Below are 25682 nucleotides of genomic sequence, written 5' to 3'. Positions count from 1 at the left end.
ACTATCGGATGGTTACGGATTTGGTACGGACATCGTTGCTTCCGGCCGGGCGCGTTACGGAGAACGACGAGTTTTGCTCCCGGAGTTTGAAAATACCCGACGCGCTGTCCGGAACTCCGCTGTATCCGGTCCATTGCAGAGTGACTTTGATCTGGTCCTTGCCGGCCGGAACGAGCCCGGCGATGTCGAAGCTGACGCGTCCCCAGCCTTTCTGCCGCGTTTCGTCCTTGAATGCGTTGTGGCGCAGTGTGACGAATACCTCTTCGGGCGTCGATTTTTCCTCGTCGACCACCAGGTTCAGGAAGTGGGCTTTCTGCGGATCGTTTACGAAAATGATGAACTCGATGTTCAGGTACTCTCCCGCTCCGAACCAGGCGTTTTCGATGTCGATCGGATCCGTCCCGAGGCTGTCGATTTCGTCCGGAGTCAGTTCCGACAGGTAGACCGGCATTTTCGTCAGCAGTTTTTTCATGGCGTTTACCCGGATGTCGAAGCTATTCTCGCCCGTCTGTTCGAGCGGCGTGAACGTAGCGACTACCCGTAGACTGTCTTCCACGGGGAAAGACGGGTCGAGGTTCTCGGTTACCCGGAGCGTGTTGCCGTTGTCGGTCTCTATTTTGAAATTCTCCGGAGTGCCGACAATCGTTCCCCAACTTTCGTTGGGGTGGAAATAGGCGTATTTGTTATCGTCCAAACACGAAGTGAGTCCCCACAGCGGAATGGCCGCCAGCATGGTTATTTTCAGAAATTTGTTCATGAATAAATAAGTTGTTTTGTTAGCTATTCGTTCGGTATGGCACCTGTCCGGGCAATGTCGTTTCGGACGGTGTTCTGTAAAGTAGATGAAAGGGGATTGTCAAACGTTGCTTCGGAGAGCGTAAAAACGTGCGGTCCGGTTAGAAATTGTACCGCAGACCCATTCGCAGGTTGACATTCCAACGGTTTTCGGTGCGATAGGAGAGCGGCTGGCGGTCATTGCGGAAATAGTAGCTGATTTCCGGCTGGACGAAAAGTCCGAAATGATCCGCGAAGTTATAGCTGACCCCGGTTCCCAGGTGGGCCGACCAGAACAGCCCTTTGGCCGACAGTTTATCCGTAACCGAGGAGACCAGCGTCGAACCGTCGTAAATTTTCGTAGTGCCCCGTGCGGCAATGGCTTTCTCCGCCATAAAACCGCCGATGAAATAAATGTCGAAACGTTTGTTGTCCAGTACCGAGTAGGTCAGCGACAGCGGAATTCCCAGGTAGTGCACTTTTTGCGAGTAGCGGTAACTGAAAGCGCCCTCGATCTCGGCCTGCGAACTCAGGTAGGAGTATACCAGCCCCGTTTCGATACCCAGTCGCGGCGCCAGGTACTTGCGCACGTTCAGTCCCACCGAAACAGGGAACTTGTGATCCATGTTGCCCCGGCCGAATTCCGGAACTCCCCCTTTCGTATAGGCGAAACTGCTGTTTCCGTCGAGCAGCGACGTGAGTCGCGTCGGAGTCGGACCGCTTCCGGAAGCGGCCGACGAGAATGTCGAAGCGTTCGCGAAAGCCGAAGCGATCCATCCGTGGCGCGGACGGCGTTTTTGGGGATCCGGCGTGTCGAACAGGCGGCTGTGATCGGCGAGACGTTTCGGAGCGACCGTTTTGGCCGCCGTTTCGTTCTGCGGCGATGCTTGCCGGTCGGACACGGTTGTTTCGCTCGCGGGTTCGGGAGCGGCCGTCTTCCGCATATCGGAGGCTCCCGAATGCGAATCGGTATTCGCGGCCAGTACGGTCGTCGCGCTTCCGTCGGCCTGCGGGGTGATAACCTCGATTTTGGCGGCCGATTGCAGTAGTTTGGCCAGCACCGGATCGTTCCCTTTCGCAGGGGCGGGGAGTTGCGCCTTGTCCCCGCCGCTCGCCGTGTATGTTTGTTCCGGGATATCCTGCAGAGACGGGAGTCCCGACCGGTAGACCCCGATGCCTGCGGCGATTAGCAGCAGAGCGGCGGCCGTCCCGTATCCGAGACGTCTTCCCAGGTTGCGCTTCGGACGGATTTCCAGTTCCGGATGGGCGTTCGCATGGAGCTGCATCCGTCGTTGCATCTGCTGCCACGACGGTACGGACTGTGCAGGCGTATAATCCTGCAATCTCTTTTTCAAGGCGTCTTCCAGCGAATCGCTCTTCATGGTTTTATATAATCTCTTCTTTCTGAAGTAATTTCTGTAAAAAAACTTTGGCCCTTAAATATTGCGACCGGGACGTTCCTTCGCTGATGTTCAGCATAGCGGCGATCTCTTTGTGCGAATATCCTTCGATGGCAAAGAGGTTCAGCACGGCCCGGTAGCCGTCCGGGAGCTTGGCGATGCAGCGCAGCAGTTCCGCTTCGGTCATCTGTTCCACGGCGGTTGCTTCGGCGCTGCCGAATTGCCCGGCCGTCTCTATTTCAGCCGCGTGGCCGACGATATCGGTTTTACGCAGATATCCCAACGCCGTATTGACGAATATGCGGCGGAGCCATCCTTCGAACGAGCCTTCCCCGCGGAAACTGCTTATCTTCGAAAAGACCGTGATAAAGCCGTCGTGCATTAGATCCTGTGCGATCTCTTTGTTGCAGGCATAACGCAAGCATACACCGTACATTTTGGGTGCATACTTTTCATACAGTTCCTGCTGTGCTCGCGGATCATTCTTACAACAGCGTTTTATCAGCTCTTTCTCGGTCACCAAATTGCAGGCTAATACTCCGATCTTTCAAATAGATGCGCAGTGGTTCGGTTTTGTTGCATCAATAACGGTTTTTTCCCGGAAATATTTTCAGCCCGGACGTATTTAATGTTCCTGTCGAGTGCAAATTTAATGAAATTTGTTCGTTTTAAAAAATAACGTCATCTTTGTCGAAACATCCATTCCAAAATACATGATTGTTCAAGCTTCCGCAGCGCTCTCCGCAGACGGTTATACGGACGATACTTCGCCCGGACGCCTGGTGCTTTCGCATCCGGCCGACTGGCAAGAGGTGTATCGTTTACGAGCCGGTTGTGATGCCGTTATGGTCGGGGCGGAGACCGTCCGCCGCGACGATCCTTCGTTGCTGTTGAAAGATCCTTCCCTGCGGCATCGGCGGGTGTCGCTCGGGATGAGTCCCGATCCGGTGAAGGTGACCGTTACCCGCAGCGGAGATCTGGATTCAGAATCCCGTTTTTTCTCAACGGGGGCGGGCGATAAAGTCGTAATCGCCGCGGGGGACGCGCCGGGCGAAAAACTGGAACGGCTCGGACGGGTCGCGACGGTCGTTCGGGTCGGGGTTCCCGTGACTGCGGAGGAAATTGTCGGCGTTTTGGAAACGATGGGGATTCGTTCCCTTTTTCTGGAAGGCGGAAGCCGGCTGATGACGCTGTTTTTGACCGGGAACCGGGTCGATCTGCTGCGGATCGCCGTGGCGCCGTTTTTCGTCGGGGAGTCCGGCGCGCCCCGTTTCGTGCGGGCCGGCGCGTTTCCGTTCGGCAAGGATCGCCGCATGGAGGTGTTGCAGGTTAGGCAGGTCGGCGATATGAGCGTGACGGACTATTCGCTGAGTCGGCGGGGAACCGATTATTTCCGGCTGCGGCAGGCCGTCGCTCTGGCGTTTGACTGTCCCCGTTCGGATTCGGCTTATTCGGTCGGCGCGGTGGCTGTGACCGCCGCCGGGCAGGTATTTACCGGATACAGCCGCGAAACGGCCGCCGATAACCATGCGGAGGAAGAGGCCATTCTGAAAGCCGAAAAGGCCGGCGTTTCCCTGAAAGGCGGCGTGATGTACAGTTCGATGGAGCCGTGTTCCACCCGAAAGTCGAAACCGCTGTCATGCAGCGCATTGATTACGGCTCATAAGATGGCGCGGGTCGTGTTCGCCGTCCATGAGCCCGATCATTTCGTACAGTGCCGCGGCGCCGCGGTGTTGGAGGAAGCGGGGATCGAAGTCTCCGTGATCGGGGATCTGGCGGCGGAAGCGATGCTGGCCAACGCGCATATCCGGTTATAACGTCCTTGCGGATAAGAATAAAGCGGCCCGGTCTCATGTCGAGACCGGGCCGCTCTGATACGTTGGGAAACCGGGATTATTGTTCCATATCGGCCGAGTAACGAGCGACATATCCCTCCTTGGTGACGCCTTCGATGTTGATCCGATACGATTCGGGATCGTCCGAGGTGTAGAACAGCACCGAAGCCTTGCCCGTTCCGTCGAATCGAAGCGAGGGATTCCAGTAGATCGTCGTACGCAGGTCGGGGCTGGATGCGGCCTTTTGTTCCGGCGTTTCATAGACCGGATTGTAGAAATCGGCGATCGTGCGGCAGCCGAGCGGTTTGATGAACGCTACGCCCGGAGCCGGCAGGTCGGCGATGGGTTCCGATCCGTCTTTACGCATGATACTGATAACGCCTCCTGCGCCCTTGATCCCGAAAAACGATGCGCTTCCCCCTTTGATAATGCTGATCGAACTCACTTCGTTCATGTATATCCGCGTCAATACGTCGTTATCGTAGTAGGGTACTTCGTCGATTAGGATCAGCGGTTCTATATCGCTTCCCCGGATGCTCAGTTTGGCTTCCGACAGTTTCCGAATACCGGGCACGGTACTTAGATAGTCCGTCACCAGGCGGCTCTGCATGTTTACGGGCACTTGGTCGCTGGTAATTGTCTTTTCGGCCATCGTTGCGTAGAAATTCCGTTGCTTTTGCTTCGCTTCCACGATTACCTCTTTCAACTGAATGACCCGCATCCCGCCGCTGTTGTAATATTTGTCGCGGACGTTGGCCAGGTACTTGCCGATGCCGGCCAGGTTGTCTTTGCCGTATGGGAAAGGCATTCTGTCGGCCTCGGGGAACGTTTCGGGATCGACAAGGATATCCACGCCCGATCCCCCTTTACGGGTGGTCGCCTGCAGGATCAGCGATACGGTGTCGCTGAACTGGATGCTGTCGATCAGGAAACGTCCGTTCTCGTCGGCCCGTTTCATCATAAAACAGTCGGGCGAATAGGCGACGATCGAGGCGTCGGAGGCTCCCTTGCCGAACGCATTTTTCACCTGTCCGGATACGGCCTGTCCGGCTTCGATAAAGTATTTCGCTTCGAATTGCGGTGTCTGGGTCAGGTTTTCGATCCGGAACCTCCGCCAGCCGTGGGTCAGCATGACCAGATCCAGGTGGCGTTGGACGGCGGGCGTGTACGGGCCGTTGAAATAGTAGCCGGGGTTTTCGATGTACCCTTTCAGGTCGGAGGTCAGCAGGATATTCGACAGGATGTTGTCCCCGAGCGAATCCGGATAGACGGTATGATTGTCGGTGATGCTCATCGAGAATTCTCCTTCGGCGGGTTGTCCGCCCAGATCGGCCAGCGAAATTTCCATCCGTACCGGTTCCCGTTTGCCGTATTTCGGCTTGTCGGTCGCGACGTTCCATTCCACGGCGTCCGGATGGCGGACGAACAGCAGCCTCTCGCTGATCGGCGTTCCGCTTTCGTCCGCCAGCAGGAAATGGACGATTCCGTCCGGGAAGGCGTCCCCGCTCAGCTTGCCGGACGTTTTTTCCGCGCTCAGCGGGAGCATCAGCCGGATGTCTCCGCGCAGGTGCGCGATCAGGAACAGGGAGTCCGGCCAAACGGCTTCGGCAGCCTTCTGCACATTGTAAAAGATAGCCCCGTTGCGGAAAGCCATTTGGAGTCCCATTCCGTCGCTACGTACTTCGGGCAGCGGAAAACGTTTGACGATGCCTTTCTCCGACCGGGTTTCGGCGGTGTATCGCTGCCCGGCTTCCGGAGTCAGCATCAGCGTACCCATGCCGTCGTGTTCGGTGGCGAACGACGTTAGCGTGTCGCCCTGGGCGTTCGTTACGAAACCGGTTACCGGTAGGGAGAATCCAGTCGCGGCCTGCGCTTTGAAAGCTACGTGCTGGGTTATGCCGTTCAGCAGACTGCCCCCTTCGGGGAAAAACGATACGGCGTATTCGTTTTCCGGAGCATTGTTGATGTTGAACGTATTCGAATAATCCAGCGTTTCGTCTTCGAATTTGACGGCGATGCGCATGTTGCCCGGCGAGAGTTTCAGGTTTTGAACGGTCAGGACTCCCTTGTCGTCGGTCGTTTGCTGCCCCGTTACGGTTTTCAGGTCTTTGCCCGATACGTCGTACGATACTTTGATTCCGGAATGCACGCCGCCCGCAGCGTTGAAAAAGCGGATACGCAGGGTGCCTCCGTTGTCCGGCGCCGGGCGTTCGGTCACTTCCGAAAGGATATCGGTGACGATGGAATTGCCGATTTGCAGGCCGTGTCGGTAGAAAAATGCCGGATCGGTATTCTGCATCCAACTGGTGTATCCCCTCAGGTAATACTCTCCGGCCGGCAGGTCGGCCGGCAGCGGGATGCTTCCCCGGAATCCCAGCGAGTCGCGCCTGAATTTGAACCGTTGCAGCACCGAATCGCCGCGGTCGGTCAGTTCCACGTATATGTAGTTGCTCGGGCTGTTGTCCATGTGCGTGATGGCGTTCAGCAGGTATCCCCGGAACCATATCTCTTCTCCCGCTCCGTAGTAGGGCTTGTCCAGGTGGAGATACAGTTTTTCCTGCGGGGTTTTCCCGATGGTCTGGAAATAGTTGATTACCGAACCGCCGAAATCGGGCTCCGGGGCCAAAGCCGAAAAGGAGCCGAAAAGCAGGATAACAAACACGGCGAGGAGTGTCGTCCCGGAAACGCGTAGTCTCATACGAATAAGTTTTAGGTTTAGGTGTATTCGACAATATGCGGCATGATTGGTGCCGCACATCGTTACTAATAATAAAATTAAATCTTTTTAGCGTATAATCCAAGCGTTACGATCGAAAATGTCGGCTGAGAGAGAATTTTCGGTTGGAATTTTCAAAATAGTTTTGGATATTTGCAGTCCGAACAAATGAATGTTCATTCATTATTTAACGAAGACGGAAAGGAATGGCCAAGAAAATGGATATGACCAAACTGGATCGGATCCGGGAGGCTTCCGTGGAGATCATCAGCGAACACGGGATTCTGAACAGTTCCGTGGCGTCGATCGCCGAACGGGCCGGCGTTTCGGTGGGTTATCTGTACCGTCATTATCCGGGGAAGGTCGATCTGATCAACGACCTGCTCGAAGATGCGCTCAGGACGATCACCGACCGGATCTATGCGTTGGCCGACGAGACGAACGACATCCGGAAAATCGTGCGCGGGATCGTGGAGTTCATCATCGAGAGCGCTGCGACTAACCGCCCGAAACATAAGTTTCTGATCATGCTGCTGAACGACTTTTCGGTGGAGATCAATCCGGATATCCGGGAACGGATCCGGAGCATCGGGGATACGCTGATCGCGGTGGGGCGAAAAAATAATGTTTTGCGTGACGATACATCCGTTGAAGATTTGTATATTGCATTGGTCGGAATCCCCATGCAGTACCTTGCTTCGCGGTATAAGTTCGGTTTCGGGGACGAGACCGACGATCAGCGGAGACTGATCGAAAAGATAACGGCTATATCATTGAGTGCCATTCAATAACAGTCAAGGAGTATGAGGAATTTTTGGATAGCGGTTAGTATTGCTACCGGGCTTGCGACGGCAGTCTGCGGGCAGGATGCGAAATCGTTGACTTACGATCAGGCGTTGGAGATGACCCTGACGCGGAATCCGGAGCTGAAGGCGGCTTCCTATGAACAGGAAGCGGCTCTGCGGGAGCGGAAAGCGGCTTACGGACTGAGACTGCCGCAGGCGAGCGTTACCGGTACTTATGTTTATATGGGCGACGACATGTCGGTCGGCATGAACGACCTGAAAGGGCCGGTCGGCGGAATCCTCGGCAGTTTGCCGGAAGGACTGCTTCCTCCGGCCGTTTTGCAGCAGGCCCAGGCTTTGCTGGCAAAGGATTGGGCGATGAAACTGCAGGATCGCAGTTTCGGAACCGTCGCGGCCAACATCACCGTTCCGGTCTATACCGGCGGTAAGATCAACGCGGCGAACAACGCGGCGAAGATCAAGGTCGAAAATGCGGCGCAGAAAGAGACGCAGGCGCGTAACGGGCTGGTGTCGGAACTTACCGAACGTTATTACGGACTCGCCCTTGCGATGCAGGTGGTCGAAGTGCGCAAGCAGGTGCTTGACGGAATGCGCCACCATTTGTCGGATGCGGTCGCGCTGGAAAACAACGGGATCATCGCCAAGGGCGAGCGGCTCTATGCGGAGGTGCATACCGCCGAGGCCGAACGGGAATACCTGAAGGCGCAGAAAACCGTCGAAACCCTGAAAAGCGCATTGGGCAGCACGCTCAACAGCGAGGAATCCGTCGCTCCCGCCAGCGATATGTTTATCCTCAGCGATATCGAAGGGGCGGATTATTTCAAGCAGTGCGCTCTCGACCGGAACCCGCTGTTGCGGCAGGTATCGTACGCGAAACGCCTTGCGACCGAGAATATGCGATTGCAGCGTTCCGAGTTCGCTCCCCAGGTGGCGCTGATGGGTATCGCTTCGCTGTATAATTACCAGGTGTCGTCGATCATGCCGAAATGGGCCGTCGGGGCCGGCGTATCGTTCAAGATCTTCGACGGTCTGCACCGCGAGTATAAGTTCAGCGCGGCGCGCTGGCAGATCCGCCAGGCCGAGGCGGTCGGCGAGCAGGCGCACAACAACATGTTGACGCTGATCGACAAACTGTACAACGAAATGGTCACTTATTCGCAGCAACTCCCTTCGGTGGACGCTTCGTATCGTTTTGCGACGGAATACCTGCGGATCAAGGACGAGGCTTTCAAGGAGGGGGCGGCTCCGTCGTCGGACGTCGTGGACGCTCGGTTGAACCTGGCCAAGATCAAGATCGAGCGGTTGCAGGCGGCCTATTATTACGACCTGATGCTGGCGCGGCTGCTGGAAGCGGCCGGAATCAGCGAGGCGTTTTCCGATTATGCCAAACGGTCGGCCGCCATGCCGATCCGGTTCGAGGACGAATCGAACTGATGAAGGGCCTGTGTATTTGAAAAAATGCCGAGAAAAAACGTAAAAATAATAATCGTATGAAAAAGAGTAATGTCATCGGATTGACCATCGGGATCGTGGTCGTGATCGTGACCGTTTCGCTGATCTGCTGGTTCGCGATCAAGCCCGTGCCTACGCTGATTCAGGGCGAGGTCGAAGTGAAGAGCATCAAGATCTCGTCCAAGTTGGCCGGACGTATCGAGCAGATGGACGTGAAAGAGGGACAACAGGTGAAAAAGGGAGAGCTGCTGTTCGTGCTCAGTACGCCGGAAGTCGAAGCTAAATTGCGTCAGGCCGAGGCGGCCCGCAACGCGGCCGGCGCGCAGAGCGCCAAGGCCAGCCGGGGCGCCCGCATCCAGGAGATCGAGGGAGCGCTGAATATGTGGAAAAAAGCGCAGGCGGGGGTCGAACTGGCCCAGAAAAGTTTCGACCGGGTGAAAAATCTATACGAGTCGGGAGTCGTTCCCGCCCAAAAATACGACGAAGCGCTGGCGAACCTGAAAGCGATGCAGACGACCGAATCGGCCGCTAAAGCGCAGTACGACATGGCGGTCGAGGGCGCCCGCCGCGAAGACCGGGAGGCCGCCGCCGCGCTGGTCGACCAGGCTTCGGGAGCCGTTTCCGAAGTGGAGTCCTATATTTCCGATGCGATGCAGTATTCGCCGATCGACGGCGAGGTGTCGTCGGTGATCGCCGAAAAAGGCGAACTAATCGGGTCGGGCTATCCGGTGATTACGTTGCTGGATATGAACGATCTGTGGATTACTTTTAATATCAAGGAGGATCTGTTGCCGAAAATCAGGATCGGGTCGGTGCTGAAAGCCTACGTTCCGGGACTGGGCGGAGCGATCGAGCTAAAGGTCGATTATATCGCCGTGCAAGCTGAATATGCGACCTGGTCGGCCACTCGGACCAAAGGCGATTTCGATATCCGCACGTTCGAGGTCAAGGCGCGCCCCGTAGCTAAAGTCGACGGTTTGCGTCCGGGGATGACCGTCACGGTGAACTGGGACGAAATCCGGTAAATCAGAGGTTGCCGGAGCGACGGATTTCCGGCGGCCGTTCGCGTTTCCGTCCGGCGGAGATGCGGTTTCAAATTTCGGAAAAAATGGAATATATCAGAGCATTCTGGCGGGTATTTGTCCGGGAAGTCCGGACGTTCGGCAACCACAAGGTCTTTTACAGGCTTTCGGTGGGGCTGCCGATCCTGTCGTTCCTGTTCTTCGTCGTGCTGTTCCGCAGCGGAGTGCCGCACGACATGCCGGTAGCCGTGCTCGATCAGGACAATACGCCGCTGTCGCGTCAACTCGTCCGGATGATCGACGCTACGCCGTCGGCGAAAGTGGCCTACCGGATTGCCGGTATGGACGAGGGCGAACGGATGATGAAGGAGGGTACGATCGATGCGATCGTCTTTATTCCCCGCGATCTGGAAAAGAACGTGTACAGCAATACGCAGACCGGAGTCGTGGCTTATATCAACGACCTGAACCTCGCCAAGAACGGTATGCTGAACAAAGATATCCAGACGACCGTTACGACCTTTTCTTCCGGGATACAGATCCAGACGCTGATGAAAAAAGGATTGTCCGAAAAGGAAGCCTACGAGCAGATGATGCCGATCTATTTCGAAAAGCACGTCCTGTTCAATCCCTATGTCAATTACACATACTACTTGCTGCCGGTTTTTCTGCCGGTCATGTTGTTGATATTTACGCTGATATCGACGGTGTTTACCATCGGGGTGGAACTGAAGAACGGCACGGCGCGGCAATGGCTGTCGACCGCGGGAGACAATGCGCTCGTCGCACTGGCCGGCAAGCTGACTCCGTATACGATCATTTTCTTCGCTCTTTGTATGCTGATGAATACCATTCTGTTCAAATTCGTCGGCGTTCCGCTGAACGGCAGCGTTCCGCTGCTGTTCGCGTCGGGCCTGGTCTTCGTGCTGGCCTATCAGGCGATCGGCGTGGCGATCAGCGCTTTGTTGAGCAACCTGCGGCTGTCGCTGTCGATCGGCGGAGGGTATTCGGTGCTGGCGTTCACCTTTTCGGGGCTTACGTTCCCGTTCCTGGCGATGGATCTTCCGGTACGGATCATCGGTTATGTTTTTCCGTTGACCTATTACGTGGACATCTTCATCGACCAGGCGATGCGGGGCGCTCCGCCCGTCTATACCATTAACTACCTCGGATACATGTCCGTTTTCATCCTGCTGCCGGTCGTCCTGCTGCCGCGGCTGAAGCGGATCTGCACCGATGAAAAATACTGGGGGAGGTTGTAGTCATGGGTTTATCGAAATTCAAAATAAAATACCGGGAGTTCGTCGATATCCTGCGTCACGAATACCATTATATTTTTCACGACGGCGGGGTGCTGCTGGTCGTGGTCGGAGCGATCCTGATCTATTCGACGGCCTATTCGTTCGCCTATAAGAACGAGGTGCTGCGCGACATTCCGATCGCAATCGTCGATAACAGCCAGACCCCGTCGAGCCGTCAGATAATCTGTTCGTTCGATGCGACGCCGAACCTGCGCGTGGCTTATAAGCCGACCAGTCTCGAAGAGGCGAAAAAGCTGTTTTACCAGCGCAAGGTCAACGGAGTGATCGTGATTCCGTCGGATTACGAAAAAAAGCTGCAGCGGGCCGAAAAGGTGAATCTGGCGATCTATGCCGACGCCAGTTACTTTCTGATGTACCGGCAGGTGTTTTTCGACGTCACGAACAGCGTGCTCCATTCGAACGGCAACGTGGAGTGGGTGCGGTTCGTTTCGAAAGGCGCCCAGCCGAAACAGGCCGAGGCGCTGAGCAATCCGGTGACGATCTCCGTAAAGAACCTGTACAATCCGTCCGGCGGTTATGCGACTTTCATCATGCCGGCCATCATCATGGTCATCATCCAGCAGACGCTGCTGATCGGGATCGGCATGGTCGGCGGAACGTGGCGCGAGCTGAAACTGTACCGGACGCTGATACCCGCCGGCGAAAAACGGCTGGCCGTGCTGCCGATGGTTTCCGGTAAAACGGTCGCCTACCTGTCGGTGTACTGCCTGACGCTGCTCTATGTGCTGGGCGTTCACTACCGGATCTTCGGTTATCCGATGAACGGGTCGTGGGGAACGGTGATGCTGTTCCTGCTGCCGTACCTGCTGTCGTGCATCTTTCTCGGTATCGCTCTATCCACGTTGTTCCGTTACCGCGAGAATTCGTTGCTGTTGCTGTTGTTTACTTCGATTCCGTTCCTGATGCTCAGCGGGGCTTCGATTCCGAAGGAGTGTATGCCCGAATGGCTTTACGCGATCGGGAAGGTGGTGCCGAGTAGCAGCGGCGTGGACGGGTTCGTGCGAATCCAGACGATGGGGGCCACGCTATCCGAGGTTTCCGTGCAGTGGTGCACGCTGTGGGTATTGACGGCGGTCTATTTCGGCTTGGCCTGCCTGGGTATGCGCAATATCATCCGGCGCGTGGAGAACCGACAGGAGTGACGATTCGGCCCGTATATTGCAGAGAGTTAAACGATCAATCATCCTAAGAATGCGAATCAAAACAGGTATTGCAGGTTTCGGCCTTTCGGGGCAGGTGTTCCACGCCCCGTTCATCCACGCCAATCCCGGTTTCGAACTGACGGCCGTCGTCGAACGCCGGACGAAAAAGGCGTTCGCAAGTTATCCGGACGTCCGCTCGGTCGCCTCGTTCGGGGAACTGTTGGAACAGGACGTCGAACTGGTCGTCGTCAATACGCCGGACGCCACCCACTTCGATTTTTGTCGCCGCGCCCTCGAGGCAGGTAAACACGTCGTGGTCGAAAAACCGTTCGTGACGACCTGTGCCGAAGCCGAATCCCTGGTCGAACTGGCCGAACGGAAGGGACTTATGCTGACGGTGTACCAGAATCGCCGCTGGGACAACGACTTTCTGACGGTACGGCAGGTGCTCGAAACCGGAGCGCTGGGGCGTGTCGTCGAACTACAGTCGTCTTTCCAGCGTTACCGGCCGTTTCTGGCCGAGTCGGTTTGGAAAGAGGATCCGGGCGAGACAAGGGTAGGGATCACCTACAATCTCGGTTCGCACCTCTGCGATCAGGCGGTGGCCCTGTTCGGCAAACCGCGCGGCGTATGGGCTACGTTGGGCAGGCTGCGCGACGGCAGCCGGATCGACGATTACAGTTTCGTCGAATTGCTTTATCCGGAGTTGAAAGTTTCGTTGCGCGCGAGTATGCTGGTGCGTGAAGAGGCTCCGCGGTTCGCCGTGCACGGTACGGCGGGATCGTATGTAAAATACGGAACCGACCCGCAAGAGAATGCGCTTCGATACGAAAATGCGACGCCGGACGACGGAGTCTGGATCGTCGAGGACGAACGGCAGTGGGGCGTTCTGCATAACGACAGCGGACGTTGCAGGTATCCGACCGTTCCGGGGAATTACATGCGGTTCTACGACAATGTCTACCGCGTCCTGCGCGAAGGGGACGAACCGGCCGTCACGCATGCGGAAATGCTGACCGACATGAAGATCCTGGATGCTGTTTTCGAAAGCGACCGGACGGGGAACGCCGTTTCGCTGTAGGGCTTTCCGGAGGCGGCAGACCTTCGTATGGATACCGTTGTATAACTTAATATAAAGAACGATTATGAAAATTAAGATCTTAGAAGAGTTCAAACAGTTTGCCATGCGCGGCAACGTAGTCGATATGGCGGTCGGTATCATTATCGGCGGCGCATTCGGCAAGATCGTGTCGTCGTTGGTGGCGGACATCATCATGCCGCCGATCGGGCTGTTGATCGGCGGGGTAAACTTTACCGAATTGAAAATTCCGCTGAAAGCGGCCGTCTTTTCCGAGGCCGGCAAGGAGGTGACTCCCGCCGTAGCGATCAATTACGGCACTTTTTTACAGACGACGCTCGATTTTATCATCATCGCGTTCTCTATTTTCCTGATGGTCAAATTGCTTAACCGCTTCCATACGCAAAAGAAGGAAGAGGCGGCTCCTGCGGCCCCTCCCGCCGACATTCAATTGCTTACCGAAATACGGGATCTGTTGAAAAATAAATCGTAGTCCGGTCTTCTTTTCCGGAAACAGAGCGCCCGCCGGGAAACCGGCGGGCGCTTTTCCTATTTGACTGCTAAAACTGCATTATGAAAAAATGTGGTGTCGAAACGGTTAGAAGGGGGGCATTCCTCCGCCGCGCGGCGGGCCCGTCGGATGATCGCCCGGAGGAGGACCGTCCCGGCGGAAATCGTCGCGGCCTTCGGGTCGGCTGTACGCTTTGCCGTCTTTGCCGGTGAGCGTCCGCAGGTTGTAGACCAGGCTGATGCTCACGTAGCGTCCCAGTACGTTGGTAGTGACATTCTGGATATAGTTTTCGCTGACGTTGCGGACGAAGCTTTTGTTTTGGTTCAGAATATCGTAAACCTGTACGCTGATCTCCCCGCGCTGGTTTTTGAACAGTTTTTTGCCGATACCGGCGTTCAGTAGGAAGAACTCCTCGGTGAACTTATCGGTAACGCCCCGGTATTTGGAGTAGCTGCCGTTCGCTTCGAGCGTGATCCCTTTCCACGTGATCCATTTGATCCGTCCGGTTCCCACGCCGTTGAAATACTCGTTGTTATTGGTCGAGTGGGCGATGTTGTACCCGGCCCGGTAGGTAAACGTAAAGTCGAGTTGGTCGCTGAAATTGCTGCCCAACGTGATACCGCCGGTGTAGGAGGCTGTGGTAGTCGTGCTCCGCACCAGGTTGTAGATGGTCGGCATCGCGGTGTACGAAGCCCTTAGATCCAGATTCAGGTTGCTGCCGAGCCAACCGACCGGAAATCCGTAGTAGGCGCCGCCGTCGATCGTCCAGTAACCGTTCAGGTTGACCGGCCGGGAGTACTGCGCTCCGCGGTCGAGTACGACGACCGTATTGCCCGTTTCGTCCTTGACTTCGTAGCCGTTCCGATCGGCGCGTTCCACCGAATTGGTGATCGAATTGTTCTGTATCCCTGCCGTCATTTGCGCTCCGAGGGTGGTGCCTTTCCCGACGTTGACCCGCGTGTAGCGGATATTCATACGTTGCGCGTATACCGGTTTCAGGTTCGGATTGCCCTGCGATATGAACAGCGGGTTCGATACGTCCAACACGTTTTGAAGTTGGGTGACCGACGGGTTGTCCGTCCCGGAGAACAGCCTGACGCGCATCGAATTGCTGCGGTTGAATTTGAGATGCAGCATGGCCCTGTAGACGATGTTGTCGAAATTGGCCGCCATTTTCGAACGGGATACGGTCGGGAACTGCTGATCCCCGGTGAGCGTGGCGTACTGGTAGTTCAGGTTGACGACCAGCATCGTCTTATCGCTGTGCAGGCGGAAGCCGGGACCGACGCGGTGGGTCAGGTAGCCGCTGTTGTACGTGTTCGACAGGCTGTCCAGGAACAGGTCGCCGGGCAGTTCGTACGAACGTTTGTCGCGGTCGGAATAGTTGTACGAGATGTCGTAATTGGCGAGCAGTTGAACCCGTTCGGAAACCGGTTCGGAATACGAGACGCGGCCGCCGACCCGATAGCCTTTCGAGTGGTTCAGAATCAACTGGTTCAACTGCGAAGTCGAGTCCGGATTCAGGTAGCGCGTCAGCGAATACTTGGTGTTGTCCCGGTCGTTTTTCGAGGCTCCTCCGTTGATCGAAACCGTCAGCACCCGGCCGTCCCTGCCGCCGAATTTGTGCATGAAATTCAGGTCGCCCGAAATGTTGTACCCCGCCGAATTGGCCGCGCTGTTGCTTTTGAAAAAGTTCAGCAACGTATTGCCCGCGTCGCCGTCGGTGGCGGCGGTCGCCGACGTGTCGGCGCTGTACGTGTCGTTGGTCTGGAAACTGAGCGACGGACGGAACATCAACTGGTTGTTGTCGTTGATTTTGTATTCGACCAGTCCGTTGATCCGGTGGTTGAAGTTGCGGGAGTTGTCCCGGCCGGTCTCGTCGTATAGTTGGGCTGAAAAGTACTCCCTTTGCGTCAGCGCTTCGGTGGTGTTCTTAGTCGTGTTGAACGAATAGCTGCCCTGGACTTTCAGCTTGTCCCACCACTGGTTCGCATAGTCGACGCCGAACATTTTGACGGTCGAAACGCCGCTCTGATTGCCGATCATAAAGGCATTCCCGCCGCGTCCGCCGCGTCCGCCACGTCCGCCGCCGGAACTGAGCACACCCAGCAGGTCGTCGGTAGCGAAGTTCTGCTGATTGACGTTGTTGGCCATGCCGAGCAGCGTGAGCCTCCGGTTGTCCTTGAGCAGGTTGATACTCGCGCTGACGTTATACAGTTCGTCGAATCCGTAACTTCCGTAAAAACGACCGAATTTGGCCTGGTTGAGCCCGCGTTGCGTGACGATATTGATCGCTTTGTATCCCTGGCCGTCGTCAACGCCGCTGAATGCGGCCTGGTCGCTCAGTTTGTCGAACACTTCGACCCGGTCGATCACTTCGGCCGGCAGGTTTTTGATGGCCGTCGTAACGTCCTCCCCGAAAAATTCCTTACCGTCGACCAGCACCTTTTTAACCTGTTCGCCCTGCGCTTCGACGCTGCCGCCTTCCACTTTGATGCCCGGCATTTTTTCCAGCAGTTTTTCGGTCGACGCGTCCGGAGTCACTTTGAAAGCTCCCGCATTGTACACCAGCGTGTCTCCTTTTTGCGTCGTGCGCATGGTCAGTCCTTTGACGACGATTTCGTCCATTTGTTGAATGTCGGGCGTCATCGTAATCGTGCCGAGGTCGGTCTTCGGTTTTGCGACCTCGACCTGCGAAGTGTGGGACGTAAGTCCCAGGTAGGTGATCGTAACGTCGTAAGAGCCGTAGGCGAGTTTCGGGAAAGTGAAAGCGCCGTCCTTGTCCGACGTGGTATAGAGTTTTTTCGTGCTGTCGGCCGGACTGCATTCGATGACGGCTCCGATGACCGGCTCCTGCGCCGTCTGGTCGATGATTTTTCCGGTTATGCTGCCTGATTTGGGCGTTGCCGCCGAAACCGGCTCCGGAAGGAACGGCAGTGCGAACAGCAGTAGGAGTAGCAGCGTCGTATGTTTCATAGTTCGTGTCATTTCCGGTTGCAAAGAAAAGCGTTTCACCATAGAAAACATGCTTCTGTCCGGTAAAACGGAAAATATAGAGGGTGAAACGCCCGCATCGCATCCCAATCGAAAAGCGGGAGCGATTTGCTCTCCGCTTTTACGAACCGGGACGTTTCCTGTGTTTTCCGTTATTCGAATACCGACATGACCGGTCGCCCGATCCACACCTGCGGCTGGTCGATCGAAAAGATATGGCCGATCGTCGGGGCGCAGTCGAACACCATGACGCTTTCCGGGATTTCGTGCCCCTGTTTGATCCCCTTGCCGCAAACGACGAACGGGGTTTCCATCTCTTTCATCGAGATGCCGCCGTGTCCTTTGCCGGTACCGCCGTGATCGGCCGTGAAGAATACGATCGCATCGTCCTTCATATCGTTTTTTTCGAGGGTTTCCATAATCTTGCCGACATAGCCGTCGATCTGTTTGCACATTTCGAAATACTCGTCGCTCTCCCAGCCGCACCGGTGTCCGGTTTCATCCGGTTCTCCGAAGGCGATGAACGTAAAGAGCGGTTTCTCGCGTCCGATATAGAGGCACATACTGTCGGCCAGCGCCGGATCGCTCGGTACGTTGCTGTTGATGTTCACGGCTTTTTGTTCATACAGGCAGCCGATGGTCGGCCAGTTGTAACCGCACGCCATCACGGCGTCGGGCCGCGCGTCGCGGATCGCTCCGCAGATACCGGGGAAGAGTCCGTATTTACCGATCACGCGCGACGGCAGGTCGGGAACCTGACTGCCCCATGTCGTATAGCCGTGCAGTTCCGGCCCGGCTCCCATCAGCATCGAGGCCCAGTTGACGGCGCTCGACGACGGAAGCACGCTGCGCCGTTCGAGCGTATAGCTGCCGTTTTTCATCAGGGCTTCGATGTTCGGGAATGCTCCGGGATGCGCGCGCACGACGTCCGAACTGAATCCGTCGCTGCCGATCAGCACGACGTATTTGGCCTTTTGCGCTTCGCATTTTTTCCCTTTCGCGACGGCTCCGGTCAGCGAAGCGGTTGCGATAACCAACAGTAAAAGCGTAATTTTTCTCATAGTTTGTAGGATTAGTTATACAACTTAGGTATTATAAAAGTAGGTTTTTTGTTTTAAAACAGCGACAAAAAACCGGCAGGCAGTATTTTCGGTTTAGCGCGCCGTCAGTTACCGGTAAACCATTTTTTGAAATCCGGAACCCGCGCCTTGCTGACGACGATGCGTTCCGGGGTTTTGACGGTCAGGTTGACCGACAGCCGGCTGCCGAACCATACCGACAGGTCGCGGACGGCGCGGCGCGAGACGATGAATTGCCGGTTCGCCCGGTAAAAGTCGCGTTCCGGCAGCAAGGCGATCAGCGTGTCCAGCGGTTTGTCCATCGGCAGGCTCCGGCCGTCGAACGTGACGACCGAGACCTTCTCGTCGGCGGTGTAGCAATAGGCGATCTCGTCCGGGGTCAGCGGAACCAGTTTGTCGCGAAACGGAATCAGAAAACTCTGCGCCCGCGCCGAGAGATAACGCTGGGTCTGTTCGACGTATTCGGCTTTTTCGCGGCCCGACAGCCGTTTGAATTTTTCGAAAGCCCGTTCGAGTTCCTGTTTTTTGATCGGCTTGAGGATATAGTCGATGCTGTTGACCTTGAATGCGTCGAGCGCGTAACGGTCGTAAGCCGTCGTAAAGACGATCGGGCAGGGGATATCGACTTGTTCGAAAATCTTGAAAGCCTGTCCGTCGGCCAGGTGGATATCCATGAAGACGATGTCCGGCAGCGGGTTGGCGCGTATCCAGCCGATCGAGTCAACGACCGTGTCGATCACGTCGACGATCTCGACCGACGGGTCGATTTCCCGCAGCAAGCTTTTCAGGTTGGTTGCCGCCGCCGTTTCGTCTTCGATGATTAACGCTTTCATTGTTGGAAGGTTTCAGAATTCCGGGGTTCCGCCTGACGGTCGAGCCAATCCAGGACGTAACGGATGTTCAGTTGCTTTTCGAGCAGGTCTTGCGGGACGTAAAAATAGTGGTTCGACGATTCGTAGCCGATCGTAGGGTCGTTCCGGACGATCGGCAGCAGATCGGCGGTCAGTTCGGCTTCGGCTTCCGCCGCCCGGCGCATCGTGTCGATGTACCGGCGCCGTTCGTCGCGGTCGGTCGATGTCAGCAGGCGGTTGCGGGCTTCGGTGAACCGGGCTTGGTTCGCCGAAGAAGCGCAGTGGATGCCGACGGTACGGGCGCGTCCCAGGTCGTCGGTCAGTTGCTTGCGGTATTTTCCTTTCGAAACCGCTACGGCTTTTTGCAGCAGTTCGCAGCCTGCCGCGAACCCGTCCGCCACTTTTTGCATCTGGGCGACGAACGTTTCGGTCGGGTAGACCGACCGCCAGTTGTCCAGCGCGTCGTAGGGGATACCTACCATGCTGGCCGGCCAGCCGGTCGGTTCCGTATACAGCGGATTGGCGGGGCCCATGTGCTGCGGCCCGCTATAAAGCGTTCCCCCGTTATAGGGAAATTCCTTGAACGCTTCGGAAAAGAGGTGCCATGCCCGGCATACCAGCGGTGCGGCCTGTTTGCCGTAATGTTTTTCGGCCAGTTGACGCAAGCAGGTTTCCTGCTGCTGTCCCGGACGGAAGGACTGGAACAGTTCCAGGTTGGTCGACGGATAACCGCCCAGACTCCAGCTCAGCATCACGCCGTCCGTAGCCTCCGACGTCAGGTTCTCGGCGTGCTGCGCCACGAGTTCCAATACGGGAACAGCCGGTACGACGGCCATTTCCCACGAGGCGTTCACCTGTATTTTGGCGACGGTTTTCAGACCTGCCTGCTTGGCGTATCGCCAGTGTGCGAGCGCCCGCGGTCCCGGGCCTACGGCTGACAGCGCGTATTCGCCCACGGCCGACCGGATACCTCCGCGTTCGATCGGCAGCGCCCATTCGCTGACCGACATCAGCCAGCAGCTTTTGGGCAAACGGCCGATGATCTCTTCGGCGTAAGAATCGTTCCATCCCCAGTCCCATACCAGCACTTTGGCGTCGGGACTGCCGCTCCTTACGCCTTTCTCGATCGCCGTGTTGACCTCTACGATCAGGTCGGCGTACGAGCGGTTCCGGCAGCGTTCGCATTGGCCCTGTCCGCCGCGCGACGCACAGTTGGTCAGGTTTTCCGATGCGGTGATCGTAAATACGCCGGAGAGTCCCGGAACCTGCCGGAATACCGATTCCAGCGACCGGCTCGTCCAGTCGAGCACTTCGGGCACCGACGTGCATAGGGCGCGCTGGTCTCCTTCGGCCGATCCCATCAACGCTTTCCTCTGGGGATCGGATTCGAAAAACGAGAGGTTCATCGCACGGGGTTCGTTCACATACAGGTAGATGCCGATCCCGTATTTGGCGGCGCGTTCGACCAGCCGTTTCAGCCCTTCGATGCGCAGTCCGGCATCGTCCGCCCCCGGGAAAATGCCGTCCGGCGGAACCAGCGTCCGCAGTACGGAGTGCATCCAGATTCCGTTCACGCCGGCCTCGGAGAGCCGCTGCAACAGTCCTTCCGGATAGGACGACAGTTCGGGATCGGTCAGCGGATCGCCGAACGTCGCGCAGTAAGGGTAGATGATCCGCAGCGCGAAACCCTGTCCGCCGGTATCGGCCGTTGCCGGTTCCTGTCGTTTGCGGGCGGGTTTATGACTTCGGGAAAATTCGTCGATGAATGCGAACCGGGGCGTCTCGGCAACGGCGGTTGCCGGCCGGATATCCCGGACTTGCGCGGCGATCCGGGCGGCTTGTCGTTCGGCCTGTTCGGAAGGCTTTTCGTAATGCAGCGGCGGGCAATAGGGTTTCCTGTAACCCAGTTTTACGAACAGGTAGTCGTCTTCGATCAGCCGCCATGCCAGTTCCTCGCGCGTGATGCCGAGCAGCGTGAGCAGTTGGTCGTATGGCAGCAGGTGCCAGTTCCGCCGTAATACGGTGATATATCCCTGCGGGGAGTTCCATTCGGGTTCGATCGCCCGTTGCGGAGGAAGGCCCATCGATTCGGCCAGCGCACGGACATTTTCGACCGGGGTTTCGAGCACTTCGGCCAGTTTCCGGGCCGGGACGAGCGTCCAGTTGCGCCATACGAACGCGTATTGGCGTCCCGGGAACCAGGGCGATTCGACGGCGGGCGCCGTTCCGTTTTCATCGGGCAGCGGTGCGGCCGTCGATGCGGGTAGTGCGGCTGCGGCAGAGCCGAACAGCAGAAGCAGGGATACGATCAGTTTACGGGTCATGACAGGGATTTGATTGGGTTCGGGGATTCGATGAGCGGAAGGATCACTTCGAACGCGTCGTCGGTACGGATGATACGCACCTGTTGCGACGTGAGCAGCAGGTAGCGGGACGACAGGTTTTTAAGTCCGATCCCTGTTCCGGTCGTTTCGTCGATTTTAGGGATCAACGGGTTCGACACTACGAGCGTGCCGTCGTCCGTGCGGATGGCGATCCGCAGCGGTTTCGTCCGCGAGATGCTGTTATGCTTGACGGCGTTTTCGATCAGCGGCTGTAGCGACAGTACCGGCAGTTTCCAATCCCGGTAACGGTCTTCGATCCGGATGTCGCAGAACAGTTTGTTTTCGTAGCGGATCGTCAGCAGGTAGAGGTAGGCTTCGGTGAAGCGCAGCTCTTCGGACAGCGTGGTCAGTTCTCCCTGGCCCGATTGCAGCATGTAGCGGAACGTGTCGGCCAGCCGGTCGATGTACAGCAGCGCTTTGTCGTTGCTTTTTTCACGCACCAGCATCGACAGCGAGTTCAGCGAGTTGAACAGGAAGTGCGGGCTGATCTGGTTGGCCAGCATGTTGTAGCGCGTTTGCAGGTTTTCGTTTTTGAGCTGCTCGTTTTCGATCGTGATGTGCTGTTTCTGGTAAATCAGTTCGAATATCAGTCCGTACAGCACCGAAACGATCAGCACGAACGAGCATTTCATGATGTGCAGCGGATTATACAGCCGGCCGGTCATCAGCGGGATGTTCCAATTGCCGCCGCGGCTCAGCGTCGGGATGAACAGGTAGAAAAGCACCGTGATCGCAATGGTTAACAGGATTTTGCGCGTCAGCGACAGGCTGCGTACGGTGTTCAACATGACGATCGCGATCGCCATGGCATAGAAGTAGAACAACTGGAAAGCGATGAATCCGGGAGCCATCGTCATCATCGGAGGCGGACGGTGACCGCGCACGTCGTTTCCGTTCAGCAGGAACGAAAAATTGACGATCAGCGTCAGCGCCAGCGCTACCAGCAGGTTGATGACGATTACTCGATGCTTTCCGGTCTGTTTCATGGCTTTCCGGCTATTTGTACCACGAAGCGTACATCATGTAGTCGCGGGCCGTGCGTTCGATGATGTCGCGCACCTGTTCCGGCGTCACGTCCTTCACGCGCCGCGCCGGTACGCCGGCGTAGACGCTGCCCGGTTCGATAACGGTTTTCGACAGTACCAGCGAATTGGCCGCGACGATCGATCCCGTGCCTACGACGGCATGATCGAGCACGGTCGCTCCCATGCCGATCAGGCATTTGTCCTCGATCCTGGCGCCGTGAATGTTGGCGTTGTGGCCGATCGAGATGTCGTTGCCGATGACCGTCACCGAACGCTGGTACAACGTGTGGACGACTACTCCGTCCTGGATGTTGACCCGGTCGCCGATCGTGATTTTATTGACGTCGCCGCGCAGCACGGTGCTGAACCAGATGCTACAGTCCCGGCCGATCGTGACGTCGCCGATGATCGTGGCGTTTTCCGCCAGAAACGTATTTTCTCCGATTACGGGCGTAAAGCCCCGCAGCGGTTTGATAAGTGCCATAATTCCGTTTTTTAAGTTATTCGCCGATAAAGTTAACGATTTTCCCGGATTTTCGCTTCGTCCCACAGGGCGTCCATCTGTTCGAGCGTCATTTCGCGCAGGGTCAGCCCTTGTTGTTCGGCGCGGTCTTCGATGTGGGCGAACCGTTCGATGAATTTGCGGTTGCTCTGTTCGAGCGCCGCTTCCGGATCGACGCCGTAGAGCCGCGCCGCATTGATCAGCGCGAAGAACAGGTCGCCGAATTCGGCTTCGGTGCGCCGCCGGTCGCGGGCGTCGATCTCGTGCTGTACTTCGCCGATCTCTTCGCGGACTTTCGCCCAGACGTCTTCGCGCTTTTCCCAGTCGAATCCGGCCGAAGCTGCCTTTTCGCCGATCCGGTAGGCTTTGACCATCGCCGGCAGCGAACGCGGCACGCCCGAAAGCACGCGCTTTTTCTCGTGCGCCTGCGCTTTTTCTTTCAGTTTGATGTCCTCCCAGTTTTGTTTTACTTGTTCGGCATTGTCGGCTTGCGTGTCGCCGAACACGTGCGGATGCCGGAATACCAACTTGTCGCAAATGCCGTTCGCCACGTCGCCCAGGTCGAACGCTTGCTGCTCGGAGCCCATCTTCGAGTAGAATACCACGTGCAGCAGCAGATCGCCCAGCTCTTTGCGGATTTCGTTCAGGTCGTGGTCGAGGATCGCGTCAGCCAGTTCGTAGGTCTCTTCGATCGTGTTCATCCGCAACGAATCGAACGTCTGCTTCCGGTCCCACGGGCATTTTTCCCGCAATTCGTCCATGATGTCGAGCAGGCGGCCGACCGCTTCGAGTCTTTTATCCATAGTCTTTTCGGTGTTTGATAGAGCAAAGTTACTACAAAAAAGTGAAATGCGGAAAGATATAGTGATAGAATTGAGTTACAAGGGTTTTGGTTGAAGTGGCGATAATCCGTGAAGCCATTACAATCCCTGCCGAAGCCAAATCCTGACGCCGCTACGTTACTTGTTCGTAACCATGCCCGAAAATGCGACAAACGGGTACGAATAGCGAAACAAGGCTCTAAGGAATAGTGAGTTATCCATAACTCATGCGAAAAATCAGGTTACGGAAAAAGATTGCGCCGTTCCTCCCCGTTTTGCGTACCAACACCGGACTCTTCACCAACTAATTTTGAAACCCAAAAATTAAGGACAATGAAGAGTACATTTTCAGTAATCTACTACCTCAAGCGTCAGGTAGTGAAAAAGGACGGGACAGTTCCCGTCATGGGACGCATCACGGTGGACGGCAGCCAGACACAGTTCAGCTGCAAACTGACTGTCGATCCGAAACTGTGGGACACCAAAGGTGGACGTGTCACGGGCAGAAGCACGGCGGCACTCGAAACGAACCGTATGCTTGACAAGATGCGGGTACGCATCAACAGGCATTATCAGGAAATCATGGAGCGTGACAACTTCGTCACGGCGGAGAAGGTGAAGAACGCCTTTCTCGGACTGGAACACCGCTACCACACGCTGATGCAGGTGTTCCGCCAGCACAACGAGGACTACGAGAAGCAGGTGGAGGCAGGCATGAAAGCCAAAGGCACGCTGCTGAAGTACCGCACCGTTTACAAGCACATGCAAGAGTTCCTCGACATCCGCTACCATGTGAAGGACATCGCCCTAAAAGAGCTTACCCCGGCTTTCATCTCCGACTTCGAGATGTTCCTGCGCACGGACAAGCACTGCTGCACCAATACCGTGTGGCTGTACGTCTGCCCGTTACGGACGATGGTATTCATCGCCATCAACAACGAGTGGCTGACGCGCGACCCGTTCCGCGAGTATGAAATCAAGAAGGAGGAAACAACACGCAGTTTCCTGACCAAAGATGAGATCCGCCTGCTGATGGAGGGGAAACTGAAAAACGCCAAACAGGAATTGTACCGCGACCTCTACCTGTTCTGCGCCTTCACGGGGCTGTCGTTCGCGGATATGCGCAACCTTACGGAAGAGAATATCCGCACCTACTTCGACGAACACGAGTGGATAAACATCAACCGCCAGAAAACGGGCGTGGTGTCCAACATCCGCCTGCTCGACATCGCCAACCGCATAATCGGCAAATACCGGGGACTGTGCGGGGACGGCAGGATATTTCCCGTTCCGCATTATAACACGTGCCTTGCCGGTATCCGTGCCGTCGCCAAGCGTTGCGGCATCACCAAGCATATCACGTGGCATCAGAGCCGCCACACGGCAGCCACGACGATATTCCTCTCCAACGGTGTTCCCATCGAAACGGTCAGCTCCATGCTCGGACACAAGAGCATAAAGACGACGCAGATTTACGCAAAGATAACCAAAGAGAAGCTCAATCAGGACATGGAGAACCTTGCCGCAAGATTGAACGGCGTCGAGGAATTTGCAGGTTGCACCATCTAAAAAGAAAAGCCATGAAACGTGACACAATCATCATCGAGGACAAGGCAGTCAGCGTAACCGGTAACGACGTGTGGATGACCGCCACCGAAATAGCCGGATTGTTCCATACGACCGTCCCGGCAGTGAACGCCGCCATCAGAGCCGTCCGCAAGTCGGACGTGCTGAACGACTACGAGGTGTGCCGCTACATGCAGCTTGAAAACGGGCTGCACGCGGACGTGTACGCCCTTGAAATCATCATCCCGGTCGCTTTCAGGGTGAATACCTACAACACCCACCTGTTCCGCACATGGCTGGTGGGAAAGGCACTCTCACAAGAGAAACGGCAGACATACGTGATGTTCATACAGAACGGAAAAGCCGGGTATTGCTGATTGCACATACCCCATAAGACAAGTA

Annotated in this window: 21 protein-coding genes; 10 read left to right on the top strand and 11 right to left on the bottom strand. The window is 56.4% G+C overall.

Features of this window, described 5'->3' with window-relative positions; all coding sequences use genetic code 11:
- Position 1 precedes the first annotated feature (1 nt).
- The 3 genes from PGR91_RS03685 to PGR91_RS03675 form a co-directional block, all read right to left on the bottom strand.
- On the bottom strand, positions 2–757 hold the full coding sequence (locus PGR91_RS03685) for a hypothetical protein (protein WP_118656474.1): 756 nt from the start codon (positions 755–757) through the stop codon (positions 2–4).
- Between the two features lie 139 nt (positions 758–896).
- Positions 897–2156 carry a porin family protein gene (locus tag PGR91_RS03680; protein WP_118656476.1) on the bottom strand — a complete coding sequence of 420 codons (1260 nt, stop codon included), beginning with the start codon at positions 2154–2156 and terminating at the stop codon, positions 897–899.
- A gap of 4 nt (positions 2157–2160) precedes the next feature.
- Positions 2161–2694 (bottom strand): RNA polymerase sigma factor, encoded by a 534-nt coding sequence (locus tag PGR91_RS03675; protein WP_101571607.1) that lies wholly within the window; start codon positions 2692–2694, stop codon positions 2161–2163.
- 193 nt (positions 2695–2887) lie between these two features.
- On the opposite strand from PGR91_RS03675, the gene PGR91_RS03670 reads away from it, so the two are divergent.
- A complete protein-coding gene (locus PGR91_RS03670) occupies positions 2888–3991 on the top strand; it encodes a dihydrofolate reductase family protein (RefSeq protein ID WP_118656478.1) in 1104 nt (367 codons plus the stop codon).
- A 76-nt stretch (positions 3992–4067) separates the two neighbouring features.
- On the opposite strand, the gene PGR91_RS03665 is transcribed toward PGR91_RS03670, so the two are convergent.
- Entirely contained in the window at positions 4068–6707 is a 2640-nt protein-coding gene (locus tag PGR91_RS03665; protein WP_182424237.1) for a Plug domain-containing protein, read from the bottom strand.
- A gap of 224 nt (positions 6708–6931) precedes the next feature.
- Between PGR91_RS03665 and PGR91_RS03660 the strand changes: the two genes are divergently transcribed.
- The 7 genes from PGR91_RS03660 (at position 6932) to mscL (ending at position 14040) form a co-directional block, all read left to right on the top strand.
- Positions 6932–7516: a TetR/AcrR family transcriptional regulator gene (locus PGR91_RS03660; protein WP_118656482.1), complete on the top strand. Its 585-nt coding sequence runs from the start codon at positions 6932–6934 to the stop codon at positions 7514–7516.
- Positions 7517–7528: 12 nt separating this feature from the next.
- Positions 7529–8965, top strand: a complete 1437-nt coding sequence (locus PGR91_RS03655) for a TolC family protein (protein ID WP_101570879.1) — start codon at positions 7529–7531, stop codon at positions 8963–8965.
- A 56-nt stretch (positions 8966–9021) separates the two neighbouring features.
- The gene (locus PGR91_RS03650; protein WP_101570877.1) at positions 9022–10008 is read left to right on the top strand and encodes an HlyD family secretion protein; all 987 of its coding nucleotides are present in this window, start codon (positions 9022–9024) and stop codon (positions 10006–10008) included.
- A gap of 83 nt (positions 10009–10091) precedes the next feature.
- A complete protein-coding gene (locus PGR91_RS03645) occupies positions 10092–11267 on the top strand; it encodes an ABC transporter permease (RefSeq protein WP_101571605.1) in 1176 nt (391 codons plus the stop codon).
- A gap of 2 nt (positions 11268–11269) precedes the next feature.
- Positions 11270–12469 (top strand): ABC transporter permease, encoded by a 1200-nt coding sequence (locus PGR91_RS03640; protein ID WP_118656484.1) that lies wholly within the window; start codon positions 11270–11272, stop codon positions 12467–12469.
- 49 nt (positions 12470–12518) lie between these two features.
- A complete protein-coding gene (locus PGR91_RS03635; RefSeq protein ID WP_118458344.1) occupies positions 12519–13550 on the top strand; it encodes a Gfo/Idh/MocA family oxidoreductase in 1032 nt (343 codons plus the stop codon).
- A 64-nt stretch (positions 13551–13614) separates the two neighbouring features.
- Positions 13615–14040: a large-conductance mechanosensitive channel protein MscL gene (mscL, locus tag PGR91_RS03630; RefSeq protein ID WP_055203836.1), complete on the top strand. Its 426-nt coding sequence runs from the start codon at positions 13615–13617 to the stop codon at positions 14038–14040.
- A gap of 105 nt (positions 14041–14145) precedes the next feature.
- Here the strand turns inward: mscL and PGR91_RS03625 are convergent, their stop codons facing one another.
- The 7 genes from PGR91_RS03625 to mazG form a co-directional block, all read right to left on the bottom strand.
- Positions 14146–17034, bottom strand: a complete 2889-nt coding sequence (locus PGR91_RS03625) for a TonB-dependent receptor (RefSeq protein WP_118656486.1) — start codon at positions 17032–17034, stop codon at positions 14146–14148.
- Between the two features lie 170 nt (positions 17035–17204).
- Positions 17205–18113, bottom strand: a complete 909-nt coding sequence (locus tag PGR91_RS03620) for an alkaline phosphatase (RefSeq protein WP_101570868.1) — start codon at positions 18111–18113, stop codon at positions 17205–17207.
- Between the two features lie 104 nt (positions 18114–18217).
- A complete protein-coding gene (locus PGR91_RS03615; RefSeq protein ID WP_118458348.1) occupies positions 18218–18964 on the bottom strand; it encodes a LytR/AlgR family response regulator transcription factor in 747 nt (248 codons plus the stop codon).
- Positions 18961–21306 carry a hypothetical protein gene (locus PGR91_RS03610; RefSeq protein WP_118656488.1) on the bottom strand — a complete coding sequence of 782 codons (2346 nt, stop codon included), beginning with the start codon at positions 21304–21306 and terminating at the stop codon, positions 18961–18963. The genes PGR91_RS03615 and PGR91_RS03610 overlap by 4 nt, the downstream gene beginning before the upstream one ends.
- Positions 21303–22352 carry a sensor histidine kinase gene (locus PGR91_RS03605; protein WP_101570863.1) on the bottom strand — a complete coding sequence of 350 codons (1050 nt, stop codon included), beginning with the start codon at positions 22350–22352 and terminating at the stop codon, positions 21303–21305. The genes PGR91_RS03610 and PGR91_RS03605 overlap by 4 nt, the downstream gene beginning before the upstream one ends.
- A gap of 10 nt (positions 22353–22362) precedes the next feature.
- The gene (locus PGR91_RS03600) at positions 22363–22875 is read right to left on the bottom strand and encodes a gamma carbonic anhydrase family protein (RefSeq protein ID WP_101570861.1); all 513 of its coding nucleotides are present in this window, start codon (positions 22873–22875) and stop codon (positions 22363–22365) included.
- A gap of 32 nt (positions 22876–22907) precedes the next feature.
- Positions 22908–23696 carry a nucleoside triphosphate pyrophosphohydrolase gene (gene mazG, locus PGR91_RS03595; protein ID WP_101570859.1) on the bottom strand — a complete coding sequence of 263 codons (789 nt, stop codon included), beginning with the start codon at positions 23694–23696 and terminating at the stop codon, positions 22908–22910.
- Positions 23697–24047: 351 nt separating this feature from the next.
- Between mazG and PGR91_RS03590 the strand changes: the two genes are divergently transcribed.
- Positions 24048–25283: a site-specific integrase gene (locus tag PGR91_RS03590; RefSeq protein ID WP_004291422.1), complete on the top strand. Its 1236-nt coding sequence runs from the start codon at positions 24048–24050 to the stop codon at positions 25281–25283.
- Between the two features lie 11 nt (positions 25284–25294).
- Positions 25295–25657 carry a hypothetical protein gene (locus tag PGR91_RS03585; protein ID WP_004291423.1) on the top strand — a complete coding sequence of 121 codons (363 nt, stop codon included), beginning with the start codon at positions 25295–25297 and terminating at the stop codon, positions 25655–25657.
- The last annotated feature ends 25 nt before the right edge of the window (positions 25658–25682 follow it).

The organism is Candidatus Alistipes pullistercoris (assembly GCF_027665465.1).
Classification (GTDB): domain Bacteria; phylum Bacteroidota; class Bacteroidia; order Bacteroidales; family Rikenellaceae; genus Alistipes_A; species Alistipes_A hominis.
This window is presented reverse-complemented; position numbering and strand designations above follow the sequence as displayed.

Excerpts from the sequence above, each read along its gene's own strand:
- PGR91_RS03685 (WP_118656474.1), bottom strand. The coding sequence starts at position 757 with ATGAACAAATTTCTGAAAATAACCATGCTGGCGGCCATTCCGCTGTGG.
- PGR91_RS03680 (WP_118656476.1), bottom strand. The coding sequence starts at position 2,156 with ATGAAGAGCGATTCGCTGGAAGACGCCTTGAAAAAGAGATTGCAGGAT.
- PGR91_RS03670 (WP_118656478.1), top strand. The coding sequence starts at position 2,888 with ATGATTGTTCAAGCTTCCGCAGCGCTCTCCGCAGACGGTTATACGGAC.
- PGR91_RS03665 (WP_182424237.1), bottom strand. The coding sequence starts at position 6,707 with ATGAGACTACGCGTTTCCGGGACGACACTCCTCGCCGTGTTTGTTATC.
- PGR91_RS03660 (WP_118656482.1), top strand. The coding sequence starts at position 6,932 with ATGGCCAAGAAAATGGATATGACCAAACTGGATCGGATCCGGGAGGCT.
- PGR91_RS03655 (WP_101570879.1), top strand. The coding sequence starts at position 7,529 with ATGAGGAATTTTTGGATAGCGGTTAGTATTGCTACCGGGCTTGCGACG.
- PGR91_RS03650 (WP_101570877.1), top strand. The coding sequence starts at position 9,022 with ATGAAAAAGAGTAATGTCATCGGATTGACCATCGGGATCGTGGTCGTG.
- PGR91_RS03645 (WP_101571605.1), top strand. The coding sequence starts at position 10,092 with ATGGAATATATCAGAGCATTCTGGCGGGTATTTGTCCGGGAAGTCCGG.
- PGR91_RS03640 (WP_118656484.1), top strand. The coding sequence starts at position 11,270 with ATGGGTTTATCGAAATTCAAAATAAAATACCGGGAGTTCGTCGATATC.
- PGR91_RS03635 (WP_118458344.1), top strand. The coding sequence starts at position 12,519 with ATGCGAATCAAAACAGGTATTGCAGGTTTCGGCCTTTCGGGGCAGGTG.
- mscL (WP_055203836.1), top strand. The coding sequence starts at position 13,615 with ATGAAAATTAAGATCTTAGAAGAGTTCAAACAGTTTGCCATGCGCGGC.
- PGR91_RS03625 (WP_118656486.1), bottom strand. The coding sequence starts at position 17,034 with ATGAAACATACGACGCTGCTACTCCTACTGCTGTTCGCACTGCCGTTC.
- PGR91_RS03620 (WP_101570868.1), bottom strand. The coding sequence starts at position 18,113 with ATGAGAAAAATTACGCTTTTACTGTTGGTTATCGCAACCGCTTCGCTG.
- PGR91_RS03615 (WP_118458348.1), bottom strand. The coding sequence starts at position 18,964 with ATGAAAGCGTTAATCATCGAAGACGAAACGGCGGCGGCAACCAACCTG.
- PGR91_RS03610 (WP_118656488.1), bottom strand. The coding sequence starts at position 21,306 with ATGACCCGTAAACTGATCGTATCCCTGCTTCTGCTGTTCGGCTCTGCC.
- PGR91_RS03605 (WP_101570863.1), bottom strand. The coding sequence starts at position 22,352 with ATGAAACAGACCGGAAAGCATCGAGTAATCGTCATCAACCTGCTGGTA.
- PGR91_RS03600 (WP_101570861.1), bottom strand. The coding sequence starts at position 22,875 with ATGGCACTTATCAAACCGCTGCGGGGCTTTACGCCCGTAATCGGAGAA.
- mazG (WP_101570859.1), bottom strand. The coding sequence starts at position 23,696 with ATGGATAAAAGACTCGAAGCGGTCGGCCGCCTGCTCGACATCATGGAC.
- PGR91_RS03590 (WP_004291422.1), top strand. The coding sequence starts at position 24,048 with ATGAAGAGTACATTTTCAGTAATCTACTACCTCAAGCGTCAGGTAGTG.
- PGR91_RS03585 (WP_004291423.1), top strand. The coding sequence starts at position 25,295 with ATGAAACGTGACACAATCATCATCGAGGACAAGGCAGTCAGCGTAACC.